Annotated in this window: 11 protein-coding genes; all 11 read right to left on the bottom strand. The window is 71.2% G+C overall.

The genetic code is table 11. The features are described 5' to 3' along the window. Positions 1–15 precede the first annotated feature (15 nt). The 11 genes from IM777_RS12015 to IM777_RS11965 are packed head-to-tail and all read right to left on the bottom strand — an operon-like array spanning position 16 to position 12,911. A complete protein-coding gene (locus IM777_RS12015; protein ID WP_194383526.1) occupies positions 16–1,479 on the bottom strand; it encodes a sugar nucleotide-binding protein in 1,464 nt (487 codons plus the stop codon). 2 nt (positions 1,480–1,481) lie between these two features. After that, positions 1,482–2,480, bottom strand: coding sequence for a dTDP-glucose 4,6-dehydratase (gene rfbB, locus IM777_RS12010; RefSeq protein ID WP_194383525.1), 999 nt, complete (start codon positions 2,478–2,480; stop codon positions 1,482–1,484). Then, the gene (rfbA, locus tag IM777_RS12005; RefSeq protein WP_194383524.1) at positions 2,480–3,349 is read right to left on the bottom strand and encodes a glucose-1-phosphate thymidylyltransferase RfbA; all 870 of its coding nucleotides are present in this window, start codon (positions 3,347–3,349) and stop codon (positions 2,480–2,482) included. The genes rfbB and rfbA overlap by 1 nt, the downstream gene beginning before the upstream one ends. 25 nt (positions 3,350–3,374) lie before the next feature. Beyond that, positions 3,375–4,316, bottom strand: a complete 942-nt coding sequence (locus IM777_RS12000) for a UDP-glucuronic acid decarboxylase family protein (protein WP_194383523.1) — start codon at positions 4,314–4,316, stop codon at positions 3,375–3,377. A 31-nt stretch (positions 4,317–4,347) separates the two neighbouring features. Further along, a complete protein-coding gene (locus IM777_RS11995) occupies positions 4,348–5,229 on the bottom strand; it encodes a glycosyltransferase family 2 protein (protein WP_194383522.1) in 882 nt (293 codons plus the stop codon). A gap of 37 nt (positions 5,230–5,266) precedes the next feature. Further along, a complete protein-coding gene (locus tag IM777_RS11990; protein WP_194383521.1) occupies positions 5,267–6,157 on the bottom strand; it encodes a glycosyltransferase in 891 nt (296 codons plus the stop codon). Continuing rightward, positions 6,147–7,418, bottom strand: coding sequence for a lipopolysaccharide biosynthesis protein (locus tag IM777_RS11985; RefSeq protein WP_194383520.1), 1,272 nt, complete (start codon positions 7,416–7,418; stop codon positions 6,147–6,149). The genes IM777_RS11990 and IM777_RS11985 overlap by 11 nt, the downstream gene beginning before the upstream one ends. Beyond that, complete coding sequence (locus tag IM777_RS11980; protein ID WP_194383519.1) at positions 7,415–8,554, bottom strand: glycosyltransferase family 4 protein; 1,140 nt, start codon at positions 8,552–8,554, stop codon at positions 7,415–7,417. The genes IM777_RS11985 and IM777_RS11980 overlap by 4 nt, the downstream gene beginning before the upstream one ends. Positions 8,555–8,557: 3 nt before the next feature. Further along, the gene (locus IM777_RS11975) at positions 8,558–9,757 is read right to left on the bottom strand and encodes a glycosyltransferase family 2 protein (RefSeq protein WP_228480783.1); all 1,200 of its coding nucleotides are present in this window, start codon (positions 9,755–9,757) and stop codon (positions 8,558–8,560) included. Further along, positions 9,754–10,959 carry a glycosyltransferase family 4 protein gene (locus tag IM777_RS11970; RefSeq protein WP_194383518.1) on the bottom strand — a complete coding sequence of 402 codons (1,206 nt, stop codon included), beginning with the start codon at positions 10,957–10,959 and terminating at the stop codon, positions 9,754–9,756. The genes IM777_RS11975 and IM777_RS11970 overlap by 4 nt, the downstream gene beginning before the upstream one ends. Then, complete coding sequence (locus IM777_RS11965) at positions 10,959–12,911, bottom strand: DUF6541 family protein (protein WP_194383517.1); 1,953 nt, start codon at positions 12,909–12,911, stop codon at positions 10,959–10,961. The genes IM777_RS11970 and IM777_RS11965 overlap by 1 nt, the downstream gene beginning before the upstream one ends. Between the last annotated feature and the right edge of the window lie 124 nt (positions 12,912–13,035).

Below are 13,035 nucleotides of genomic sequence, written 5' to 3'. Positions count from 1 at the left end.
TGACGCCTGAAGATTCTACCCGCGGGCCCCGTGAGTACCCGACGTCGGCGAGACCTCGCGGAGGTAGGTCGCGAGCTCCTCTTCCGCGGGCGTCGGGCTGTATCCGGTGTTCTGGATCTTGGTGGTGTCGAGGGTGCTGTGGTGGGGGCGGGGGGCGATGGGTGTGGTGGTGGTGGCGTAGTAGTCGGTGGTGGTGACGCCGGTGATGCGGGCGGGGTCGTGTCCGGTGAGGTGGTAGACGGTGCGGGCGATGTCGGCCCAGGTGGTGGGCTGTCCGGTGTTGGTGAGGTTGTAGGTGCCGTGGGGGGCGTGGGTGGTGAGGAGGTGGTGGATGCCGTCGGCGAGGGTGGGGGTGAAGGTGAGGCGTCCGGTCTGGTCGTCGACGACGCGGGGGTCGATGCCGCGTTGGGCGAGGTTCTGCATGGTGCGGACGAAGTTGTGGCCGTCGCCGATGACCCAGCTGGTGCGGAGGATGTAGTGGCGGGGGACGGTGGTGATGATCGCGTCGCCGGCGGCTTTGGTCTGTCCGTAGACGCTGAGGGGGTTGACGGGGTCGGTTTCGGTGTAGGGGCGGTCGCTGGTGCCGTCGTAGACGTAGTCGCTGGAGATGTGGACGAGGGTGATGCCGTGGGCGGTCGCGATGCGGGCGAGGGCGGCGACGGCGGTGACGTTGGCGGCCCAGGCGTCGGTGCGGCCGTGGCGGGTTTCGGCGGTGTCGACGGCGGTGTGGGCGGCGGCGTTGACGATGGTGTCGTAGTCGCGCCAGCGGCGTGCGGTGGGCAGGTCGGGGCGGGTGAGGTCGAGGTCGGCGCGGGTGGCGTACTCGATGTGGGGCTGGTCTCCCCAGAGGGTGTGGAGGGCGCGGCCGAGCTGTCCGTTCGCGCCGAGCACGAGGGTCTTCCGGGGGGCCATGGGGGTGACGTCCGCCAGGCGGGGGTGGGCTTTGTCCTTGTCGCTGATCTCGACCTGGTCGAGGGGGATGGGCCAGTCGATGGCGGCGGTCTCGTCGGCGAGGTTGAGGAAGGTGTATTCGGCGGTGGGGGACCAGTGGTCGTTGACGAGGTAGGTGTAGGCGGTGTCGGGGGCGAGGGTCTGGTAGGAGTTCCCGACGCCGCGGGGCACGAAGATCGCCTTCGAGGGGTCGAGTTCGGTGGTGAACACGGTCCCGAAGGTGGGGCCCTCGCGCAGGTCGACCCAGGCGCCGAAGATGCGGCCGGTCGCGACGGACACCCATTTGTCCCAGGGTTCGGCGTGGATGCCGCGGGTGGTGCCTGCGGCGTCGTTGAAGGAGATGTTGTTCTGCACGGGCCCGAAGTCGGGGAGGCCCGCGGCGGTCATCTTCTCCCGCTGCCAGTTCTCCTTGAACCAGCCGCGGGCGTCGCCGTGGACGGGCAGGTCCCACACCACCAGCCCCGGGATCGGGGTCGGGGTGGCGGTCAGCTTCTTGCCGAACGCGGTCGGGTCGGACGCGTCGGTCACCGTCACTGTCCCTTCGTGGCGTAGAACGCTTCGGTGGCGTCTTTGGTCGGTGCCCACCAGTCCTCGTGGGTGCGGTACCAGTCGATGGTCGCGGCCAGGCCCGCGTCGAAGTCGGCGTACCGGGGCTGCCAGCCCAGTTCGGTGCGCAGCCGGGTGGAGTCGATCGCGTAGCGCAGGTCGTGGCCTGCCCGGTCGGTGACGTGGTCGTACGCGTCGGCGGGCTGTCCCATCAGGGTGAGGATCATCTCCACGACGGTCTTGTTGTCCTTCTCGCCGTCCGCGCCGATCAGGTAGGTCTCCCCGATCGTGCCGCCCTCGAGGATGGTGAGGACGGCGGAGGAGTGGTCGTCGGCGTGGATCCAGTCCCGCACGTTCTGTCCCGCCCCGTACAGTTTCGGGCGGATCCCGCGGATCACGTTGGTGATCTGCCGGGGAATGAACTTCTCCACGTGCTGGTAGGGGCCGTAGTTGTTCGAGCAGTTGCTGATCGTGGCCTGCACCCCGAACGAGCGCACCCACGCCCGCACCAGCAGGTCCGACCCGGCCTTCGTCGACGAGTACGGCGACGACGGGTTGTAGGGGGTGGTCTCGGTGAACTTCGCCGGGTCGTCCAGCTCCAGGTCCCCGTACACCTCGTCGGTGGAGATGTGATGGAACCGGCGGTCGTGGCGACGGGCGGCTTCCAGCAGCGTGTACGTGCCGATGATGTTGGTGTCCAGGAACGGGCGCGGGTCGTGGAGGGAGTTGTCGTTATGGGACTCCGCGGCATAGTGCACCACCGCGTCCACCCGCCCGAACAGGTCATCCACCAGACCCGCATCGGCGATGTCACCGTGGACGAACTCCACCCGGTCCTCGCTCAGCCCGGCCAGCGAGGCCCGGTTGCCGGCGTAGGTGAGCTTGTCCAGCACGGTGACGTGATCGTCGGTGTGGGACACGACATGGTGGACGAAGTTCGACCCGATGAAACCGGCACCACCGGTCACGAGCAGCCTGCGCATCAGCGTCCCCTCTCCAGCAGCCCCAGCAGGTACCGGCCGTACCCGGACTTCACCAGCGGACGCGCCCGCTCGGCGAGCTGCTCATCCGACAGGAACCCCTGCCGCCACGCGACCTCCTCCGGCGCACCGATCTTCATCCCCGTGCGCCGCTCCATCGTGCGGACGTACTCCGCCGCGTCGAGCATGTCGTCCACCGTCCCGGTGTCCAACCACGCCGTCCCCCGCGGCAGCACCTCCACCTGCAGCTTCCCCCGCTCCAGATACGCCCGGTTCACATCCGTGATCTCGTACTCGCCCCGCGCCGACGGCCGAAGCCCCCGCGCGATCTCCACCACATCGTTGTCGTAGAAATACAGCCCCGGGACCGCATAGTTCGACTTCGGCTCGGCCGGCTTCTCCTCCAAAGACACCGCCCGCCCGTCTCCGTCGAACTCCACCACCCCGTACGCCCGCGGCTCGGCGACCCAGTACGCGAACACCGCCCCACCATCCACATCCGAGAACCGCTTCAGCTGCGTTCCCAGACCCGGCCCGTACAGCAGGTTGTCACCCAGCACCAACGCCACCGGATCATCACCGATGAAGTCCGCACCGATCGTGAACGCCTGCGCCAACCCGTCCGGCGACGGCTGCACCGCGAACGACAACCGCACCCCGAACTGCGACCCATCACCCAGCAGCCGCTCGAACGCGGCCGCGTCATGCGGCGTCGTGATCACCAGGATCTCGTCGATCCCCGCCAGCATCAACGTCGACAACGGGTAATACACCATCGGCTTGTCGAACACCGGAACCAGCTGCTTCGACACCCCCAACGTGATCGGATGCAGACGCGTCCCGGAACCCCCGGCCAGAATGATGCCCTTCACGGCGTCCTATCCTGCCACTCCGGAGTCAGTCGGCGAGTGCGCGGCGGAAGTAGTCGACGGTGCGACGCAGTCCGTCGGTGAGCGGGACGGACGGCTCCCACCCGAGCTCGCTCCGCGCGAGCGAGATGTCGGGCTGGCGCTGCTTGGGGTCGTCCTGCGGGAGAGGACGGTGCTCGATCGCGGAGCCGCTGCCGGTGATCTCCAGGACCGCCTGGGCGAGCTCGAGCATGGTGAACTCGCCGGGGTTGCCCACGTTGATCGGGCCGGTGACCTCGTGCCCGGTGTCCATGAGGCGCACCATGCCGTCGACGAGATCATCGACGTAGCAGAACGAGCGCGTCTGCGAGCCGTCGCCGTAGATCGTGATCGGCTCGCCGCGGAGCGCCTGGACGATGAAGTTCGACACGACCCGGCCGTCGTTGGGGTGCATGCGCGGACCGTAGGTGTTGAAGATCCGGATCACCTTGATGTCGAGGTCGTGCTGGCGCCGGTAGTCGAAGAAGAGGGTCTCGGCCGCGCGCTTGCCCTCGTCGTAGCAGCTGCGCGGACCGATCGGGTTGACGTTGCCCCAGTACTGCTCGGTCTGCGGGTGCACCGCGGGGTCGCCGTAGACCTCGGAGGTCGACGCCTGGAGGATCGGAACGCGCAGGCGCTTGGCAAGCCCCAGCATGTTGATCGCACCGACCACACTGGTCTTGGTCGTCTGAACCGGATCGTGCTGGTAGTGCACCGGCGAGGCGGGGCAGGCGAGGTTGTAGATCTGGTCCACCTCGACGTAGAGGGGGAAGGTCACGTCGTGACGCAGCACCTCGAAGCGCGGGTTGCCGAACAGATGCTCGATGTTGCGCCGTGATCCGGTGAAGAAGTTGTCGACGCAGATGACGTCGTGACCCTCGGCGAGGAGTCGCTCGGACAGATGCGAGCCGATGAAGCCCGCGCCGCCGGTGATCAGAACCCTGGATGACACCTCGGTAGCGTAGCACCGGGGCACGTGCCGCTCAGCGGGTGGTGGACACCATATTCCGCTGCCCGAATGTGCGCCCGATCCCGCCTTCGAGGCGGCCGAGGAACATGGGCCAGCCGTCGAGCGCGGTGATGGGGCGCGCGTTGCGCACCCCGTAGAGCAGCCCTGCCGCGGTGAACGCCGCGCGCCACCACCACGGGTAGCGGTGGATCCTGAGCGCGTGCCCCGTGCCGCGGCCGTATGCCCGCAGCTTGCGACGGCGCTCCGCCGTCGTCAGCCCGAACGCCGTCGAGATGCCCTCGACGTAGACGTCGTGGGGGAGCCAGGCGAAGCCCTCGGCCATCTCGGGGTGCGCTCGCAGGGCGCGCAGGAGCAGGTCGGTCCCCTCGGCGACCTGCCACGGGGTCGCCGCCCCCGGACCCATCCGCTCGTCGAACCCGCCGATCTGCTCGAAGACGGAGCGCCGCAGCAGGATCCCCATCTCGATCACGCTCCAGACGTTCCACCGGTCGAGGGGAGTGCCGGCCGGCGGCAGCGTGGTCTTCGGGCCGCGTTCGTCCCACGAGGTGAAGCCGCCCGCGAGGAAGGCGGGATCGGCGACGGCCTCGCGGACCCGCCCGAGCACGCCGGCGGGGAAGACGGTGTTGTCGTTGGGGAAGAGCAGCACGGCGTCTCCCGCCGGAAGCGCGGCGACACCGGCGTTGCGTCCGCGCGACGCCCCGCGCGCCGAGTCGGTCGCCACGACCGGCACGCCCCGGTCGGCGAACTCCGCCGCCAGAGCGACGACCTCGTCACCGCGTCCCTGCGCCACCAGGACCACGCGGTCTCCGGCCTCCAGCTGGCCTTCCACAGACTCGAGGAGTGCGCGAAGCGGGTCGAGGCGTCCGAGCGTCGTGATTACCAGGGCGAGATCCACCCGCCCATTCTGCCCGACGCGGCCGCGATCGCCTCGATCAGGGAAGGCGGTCGAAGGCCGGGTAGGCGGGATCGGGGGCGTCGCGGCCGAGGCGCCAGCCCGCGAGCACGTAGCGGGCGCCACGGAGATCGCCGGTGATCGCGGTGATCAGGGTCTTCGCGGCGAGGCGCGCGTAGCCCGTCACCCGGGTGCGTCCGCCGTGCAGCCGCAGGAAGTGCCGGAACGCCTGGCTGGAGTAGGCGAGGATGCGCGACCCTGCGCGCGCGTGCGACGACGACACGGCGTGCACCAGGCGGGCGTCCCCGACCTCGGCGAAGGCGATTCCGCGGCCGCTCAGCCGCAGCCCGTACTCGACGTCCTCCCAGTACATGAAGAAGCGTTCGTCGAGGAGCCCCGCCGACTCCAGCGTCTCTCGCCGGAGCAGCACGCACGCCCACGTGAGGAAGTCCGGCTGTTCGCCGGGCCGGGGCTGGCGGATGCTCCATGTGACGCGGGAGAGCACGCCCCCCGCCGAGAACTGCTGCCCCTCGGGAGTGATGATGCGCGGTCCGACGACGCCGAGGGCGGGCGAGCGGTCGAGCTCCGCACGCAGCAGCTCGAGGTCGGCCGCGGTCAGGGTGGCGTCGTTGTTGATCACGAGCAGCTGATCGATCGACGCGTCCGCGAGCAGCTCCCGCATCCCGGCGTTCACGCCGACCGCGAAGCCGGTGTTCGCGTCCAGCTCGCGGAACGACAGGCGCGGATCGGCCGGGATCGCCGAGGCGATGGTGCCGTCGGCCTCGTTGTCGACCACGACGACGCGCGACACCGCGTCGCCGTCGAGCAGGTGCGCCACGCAGGCCGCCGTCTGGTCGCGGTCGCGCCACGTGAGCACGACCGCGCCGACCGTGGGGCGGGCCTGCGGGGCGGGAGAGGTCTCAGTCGTCATGGTGCTCCCGGTCTCGATCGAGCAGGTGTGCGGCGTCGGCCGCGTCGAGCGCGCGCACGGCCGCCGCGCAGGGCCGCCACAGCAGCAGGGTCGCCGCACCCTCGGTGACCGCGTAGCCGATCGCCGCGCCGAGCGGGCCGATCGCGATCGCGAGGGCGATCATGACCGGCACGCCCACCGCCGTGGCGATCAGGCTGGCGCGCATCACGACAGCCGCCTGGCCGGCGGGGAAGAGCGCGTGACGGGTCATGGACGTACGGATGCTCAGGAACACGAACACCAGGCCCATCGCGATCAGTAGGTCGACGCCGGCGGCGGCGTCGGCGCCGAACAGGACCAGGCTCACCCAGTGGCCCAGGGCCGCCAGCACGATCCCGCCCAGCACTCCGAAACCTGTGTGGGCGAGGAGAGCCAGGCGCACCCGGCGTCCGCGTGCCGGGCCGGTGACCTCTCCCACCCAGCTCTGCAGTGCGCTCGCGAGCGTGAAGGGCAGCACGCTGCCCAGCTTGAACATCTTGTCGGCGGAGGCGAAGCCGGCTGCGGCATCCGGCGCGGCGGTCACGTTGACCAGCGGTGCGGGCACGCTCGAGTACGCGCTGAGCGCGGCGTCGTTGAGCGCCACGGGGAGGCCGGTGCGGAGCAGGCCCGGCAGGTCGCGCGTGCCGGGCCACGGCCCGGGGTGACGGCGCAGCAGGCGGGCGGTGAACAGGCCGGTGCCCACCAGCGTGACCGCGATGCCGGCGAGCGGGAACAGCTCGACGATGCCGGTCGCGGCGATCGCCGCGGCCGAAGCCGCGGTGGCCACGACGCGGGGCACCGCGTCGTAGAAGATGATCGTGCGCGGCTGTCCGACTCCGGCGCAGTACCACGTGAACGACAGGGCGATGAGCGCGCCCTGCACGCCCATCAGGACCGTGAGCCATTCCGCACCCGGCGACGCGACCAGCCAGCACACGACGCCGAGCACGGGGATCGACACGGCGGCCAGGAGCAGCCGCACGACGAGCGATTCGCGGTAGAGGCGCGCGCGCTCGTCGATCCCCGAGGCGATGGAGATGAGCGCTGGACCGATGGCCGGCCAGCCGTAGCCGATCACGATGGCGGCGAACGTGCCGATCGACTCGCCGGCGATCGCGCTGGCCCAGCCGCCCGGCCCGGCCTCGCGCGAGATGAGCGGGAGGACGATCAACGGCGACACGGCGGCGATCGCCGGCAGCAGCATGAAGCCGACGAGGCGGCGGCGCAGGGGATCGGCCGTCATGCGCCCGCCTCCGGTCGCTCTCCGTGAAGAGTGTCGCGAAGGACTCCGGCGGTGGCGGTGGCGGCTCGCTCCCATGTGAAGCGCTCAGCCCACTCCCTCGCGGTCGTGCGCGCCGCCTCGGCGGGCGGGTCCGACAGCGCCGAGCGCAGTGCGCGCCCGAACTGCGCCGCGTCCGTGGCGTCGGCGTAGCGGGCGGCATCGCCGCCGACTTCGCGCAGCACCTCGATGTCGTTGGCGAGCACAGGGACCTCTCGGCGGAGTGCATCGACGACGGGCAGCCCGAACCCCTCCGCCAGCGACGGACAGACGTACAGGTCCGCGACGGCGTAGAGCGCTTCGAGCTGCTCGGCGCCGACCCATCCCGGCAGCACGACGTCGGCGTCCAGCCCGAGCTCGGAGCGGAGCCCCGTCAGCGGATCGGTGGACCCGCCGCCCGTGATCACCGCGAGCGGCCGGTCTTCGGCGGCGACGGACGCCAGCGCGCGCAGGAGGCCGGCGAAGTTCTTGTGGGGGAGCCGGTTGCCCGTGCTCATCACGATCGGGCGACCGCGGTGCACACCGAGGGGGGCGACGGCCGCCCACGGATCGGCGGGCGCAGAGCCGGCGTTCGCGCCGTTGGGGACCACGGTGATGAGGTCTGCGGGCACACCCATGTGGGTCCCGATCGCACGCGCGGCGGCATGCGAGACGGTGACGACGGCATCGGCGGTGCGGGCCGAGCGGGTCATCAGCCACGAGGTGATCGCGCTCACCGCACGGGCGATGGGCGAGCCGTGCGCCTCGTGGTAGATCGCGTCGTGCACCGTGACCACCCGGCGGCTCGGCCCGCGGCGTATCGGGCCGAAGTTCGCGGGGCACCAGACCAGGTCGGCACCCGCCGCGCGGGCGGCGCGGGTCGTGCCGAACACCGCGCCCAGGGCCCAGCTGACGCGATCGGCGCCGACCGTCCGCAGCGTCCGCACCTGTCCCGGGAAGAACGCGCGCACACGATCCGCGCCGACGCGGTTCGCCAGGGCGATCAGCTCCACACCGGGCAGCGCGTCGGGCAGGCGGGGAGCGATCTCGCGGACGTACGTCTCGGTGCCACCGCGCGTGCCGGTGTACGAGAGGAGGTCCACGAGGATCCGGTCGGGCATGGATCAGCTCTCGATGACGGCGTCGGGCCGGACCTCGCGCCGAGGGGTGGAGAGCACGCCCGAGAAGAAGCTCATCATGACGGTCTGGAACCCCAGCATGATCCCGAGCGCGCTCGGGATCGCGATCCGCACGACCTCGGTCGCGTCCTGCGGCCCGAAGTCGAGGCTGCCCCATCGGAGCACCTGGACGACGCCGATCCCCACGCCCACCACGAACAGGCCGAGGCCGATGAGCAGGCCGCGTTCGGCGCTCCACCTCGCGACGATCGAGCGATACCGCGGACTCGCCGGCAGGAATCCCTCCTGGGTGGCGTAGAGCTTGGTGAGCCAGAAGAACAGCAGCGACTGGTAGCCCATCACGCACAGGGCGCTGGCGTACACCATGGTCGTCACGTCGAACCCGACGGCGCCGATCTGCACGCCGCCGAACGACAGGACCCCGACCGCGATGGCACCGACGAGGAACGCGACGAGTCCGGGGTAGACGAACAGCCAGCGTGGCGCGAAGATCAGCAGGAACCGCAGGTGGCGCCAGCCGTCGTGCCAGCTGCGCAGGTGCGGCGGGCGCGAGCGGCCGTCCTTCTTGAGCGTGGTCGGCACCTCTTCGATGCGGTAGCGGGCGAGCGAGGCCTTGACCACCATCTCCGAGGCGAACTCCATGCCGGTCGTCTGGAGGTCGAGGCTCAGGATCCGCTCGCGGTTGAAGCCGCGCAGTCCGCAGTGGAAGTCGTCGATGCCGGGCCGGAAGAACAGCTGCCCGATGCCGGAGAGCACGGGGTTTCCGAGGTACTTGTGCAGCGGGGGCATGGCGCCGGGGGCGATCCCGCCGCGGAAGCGGTTGCCCATCACGAGGTCGGCTCCTGCCCGGAGCTTCTCGACGAACGGCTCGAGGTTCTCGAAGTCGTAGCTGTCGTCGGCGTCGGCCATGATCACGAACCTGCCGCGGGCCTGCTCGATACCGTTGATGAGGGCGGCGCCGTATCCGCGGCGCGGGGCGTGCGAGACCCGTGCGCCGAGGTCTGCGGCGATCTGCTGGGAGCCGTCGGTGCTGCCGTTGTCGGAGATCAGCACCTCACCGCGCACACCGCTGCGCGCGAGGAAGCCCTGGGCCTTCTGGATGCAGACGGCCAGCGTCTCGGCCTCGTTGAGGCACGGCATCAGGATGGTCAGCTCGACGGGATCCGTCTCGACGGGTCGGTTCACTTGTTCTCTGCTCTCTCGGCGCGGGGGCGATTGTCGCCCGCGCCGCGGATGTCTCGCACGGTGTCGACGATCGCGTCGATGGTGCGGCGGATCGTGCGCGTCGCCAGGGCTTCGCGGTACCAGTCTGACGTGGATCGCCGCAGCGCACCGGCACCGGCCACGGTGCGGCCGATCGCATCACCGAGGTCGCGCGGCGCGGCGCTCGCGGCGACGTGGCCGTTGCGTCCCGCCTCGATCAGCTCGGTCGACGCGTTGCCCTCGTCGGCGACGAGCACGACGGGCGTCCCGTGTGCGGCGGATTCGACGACCACGAGGCCGTAGCCCTCGCGGCGTGAGGGGTTCACCAGGCACGCCGCGGTCGCCATGAGCTCGTCGAGGCGCTCCTGGGGGACGAAGCCCGGGAGGTCCGTCCATGCGTCCCCGTCGGCGGCCCGGATCGCGGCGCGCACTTCGGGGGCGCTCGGTCCGTCCCCCAGGATGACGAGGCGCAGGTCCGGGATGCGCTCGCGTGCGACGGCGACGGCCGCAGGGAGGCACTCCACGCGCTTGTCGGGGATATGGCGTCCGACGTACAGCACGAACGGCGGCGACGCCGCATCGCGCGTCTCGGGCTCCGGGTTGCCGCCTTCGATCAGGCCGGGGCTGACCAGCAGCCTCCCGCGCAGGCCCTCCGCGCGCAGCCGCCGGGCGCTCAGCTGCGAGTGGGCGGTCGCGACCGGTGTGAGCGCGATCGCGACGCGCTGCAGGAACCACGCGACGGTGCCGGTGGCCCGGCCGGCGTACCGGCTCCACTGCGGGCGCCGCCACACCTCGAGGTAGTCGGCGATCAGCGTCGTGCGGGTTCCGGCCAGCGCGGCCCTCGCGGCGAGGACGTTCAACACGGGGAGTGCGCTGACGATCACCGCGTCGTACCGGTGGCGGCGACGGCGGAGGGTGCGGAACAGTCCCCAGGCGAACGCCGCGGCGGCGGCGGATCGGCGGACACCGTCCGCGGAATACAGACGGAGCGGGCCCGTGGCCGCGACCACCCGGAACCCGGGCTCCTCGGGCGCGGCCCCCGTCCATTGGCGGGCGGTGAGATAGTCCACCGCGAGGCCGCGGCCGGCGAGCTCGGTGGCGAAGGCGCGGTACTGCCGCTCGCCGCCGCCCGTGGTGTACGGGAAGAGGCAGTCGTAGGCGATCGCGACGGATGTCACGGGCATCAGCACCCCTCGATGCGGAAGAGCCGCGCGTCGTCGCCCTCGGCGTCGACGAGGACGAGGCGATCGGACGGCTCGAGGTCGTTGATCCCGCTGCGCTCGGTGCCCGAGTTCTTGCTGTCGAAGACGTTCTGGGATCCGAAGTCGAGCACGTACTCCGCCCCCAGGCGGTCCACGGCCTCGCACACGCGCGGGTCGTCGTCGATGTCGGCCAGGTGGGCGTCGACGTACTCCTCGTCGTCCGTGCGCGTGCCGAAGACGTGGAGCTCCAGCACCTCGCGCCCCGCGAGCGCATACGCGAGCGAGCCGCCCGTCCACGGATTGACGATGAGCACGGCATCCGCGGGCAGCGTCTCATCCAGTCGGTCCAGCAGGATCTGCTCGTCCTCCGTGAGCAGCGCCGCGGACCCGTCCAGTCGGTAGGCGCCCTGTGCGGCGTGCATCGTCGCGGTGACATTGGGGCCGACGGCCACGCTGAACGCCGCGGCCGCGGCGAGCGCGACGACGCCCATCCGGACGGGCTCCGTCCACCGCGCACGACGCGCGGCCCGGTTCAGCAGGTCGATCAGGACGAGGGCGCCGAGGACGGCGACGGGGATCGCCGCGATCGGCAGGAGCGCCGCGAGCCGGTACGAGTCGTTGTACCAGGGATTGGTCAGCAGGTCGCGGATCTGCGTGCCGACGGGGAGGCCGCTGACGACGATGAACAGGAGCGCGGCGGCGGCGAACGGGATTCCCGCGAGGGCCCAGCGAGCCGGACGGCGGACGACGACGACGATTCCCAGAATCAGCAGGAGGGCGGTGGTCACCGTGATCGGGTACCCGCGTGGGGCGACGAGGGCGGCTTCGCCGAAGGCCTGCGCCGAGCTCTGCCACGCGCCCCACCCGGACATCTCCTCGTTGGTGCGGCCGAAGCGCCACAGGCCGACCCCGACCAGGGCGAGGGCGGGAATGGTCACGGCGGCGACGGTGACCGCGGCGCGCGTGCGCTCTGTGAAGGCCGCCGCGCCGAGGATCCAGGCGATGCCCGCGACGGTGAGGGCGTAGAGCGCCAGGAACGCGTTCGGGTGCGAGATCCCGATGGCCGCGCACACGGTGACCAGCAGCAGCGCGGTGCGCAGCCGGTCGCGCCCGCGGGTGCGCAGGAGCAGCCACACCGCGGCGATCCCGGCCGGGAGCACCGCGTACGCGGTGTAGTTCGGGTACAGCACGCCGAAGTCGAGCAGCAGCAGCGGGAACGCACCGAAACCGGTCGTGAGCGCCGCCGTCAGCGCGAGCGCCGCGGGGCGCGCCGCGAAGACCGCGGCTGCGAGTGCGAGCGCGGAGGCCGGCCACACCACGGCGCCGATGGCGATGTTCGCGGCGTTGACCGCGAGCGCCACGCCGCCCCCGCCGAGCTGCGCGACCAGGGTGACGACGCTGTGCCACCCGTTCGGGTAGAAGTCGATGTCGGAGGCGCTGCCGACCGTGAAGATCGAGGCGTCGCCGGTGTCGAGGATCAGGCGGACCGCGTTGAGGTGCACGATCGCGTCGAACGTCTGCGAGATGTTCTCGGGGTCGCCGAACACGATGGCGAGCTGGGTCGCGATCGTCGCGGCCGCCGCGACGAGTCCGACCGCGGCCGCGATCGGGGCGGCCGTGCGTCGGGACGGCGCCGCGGGCGCGTCCCACGGCACGGGAGCTTCGGTGCAGCCGACCCAGCGTCGCACCGCGAACGCGACCGCCGCGGTGGTGGCGGCGACGATCGCGACGGGCAGCGGCGACCAGCTCAGGCCCGCCAGCGGGGCGGCGGTCGCCGCGACGGCGACGACCGCGAGCGACACGGCCGGCGCGAACAGCCAGGCCGTGACCGATCGCAGGCCCCATCCTGCGGCGATCACCGCGGCGCCCGGCAGAAGGACCACGCCGATGGCGATCAGCACCGATGGTGCGGCGGCAAGCCAAGCCTCATTCATCTCGACTCCCGGCCGGTGGACAACAGTGAGATATCGTAGTAGACCGTCTGCTGGACAGGTGCTCAACGCCCCGGCGACCCCCGTCCGAGGCGCGCGGATCGCGTCGTCGCACCGATTCAGAAAG

The sequence above is a fragment of the Microbacterium luteum genome (genome assembly GCF_015277875.1).
Classification (GTDB): domain Bacteria; phylum Actinomycetota; class Actinomycetes; order Actinomycetales; family Microbacteriaceae; genus Microbacterium; species Microbacterium luteum.
This window is presented reverse-complemented; position numbering and strand designations above follow the sequence as displayed.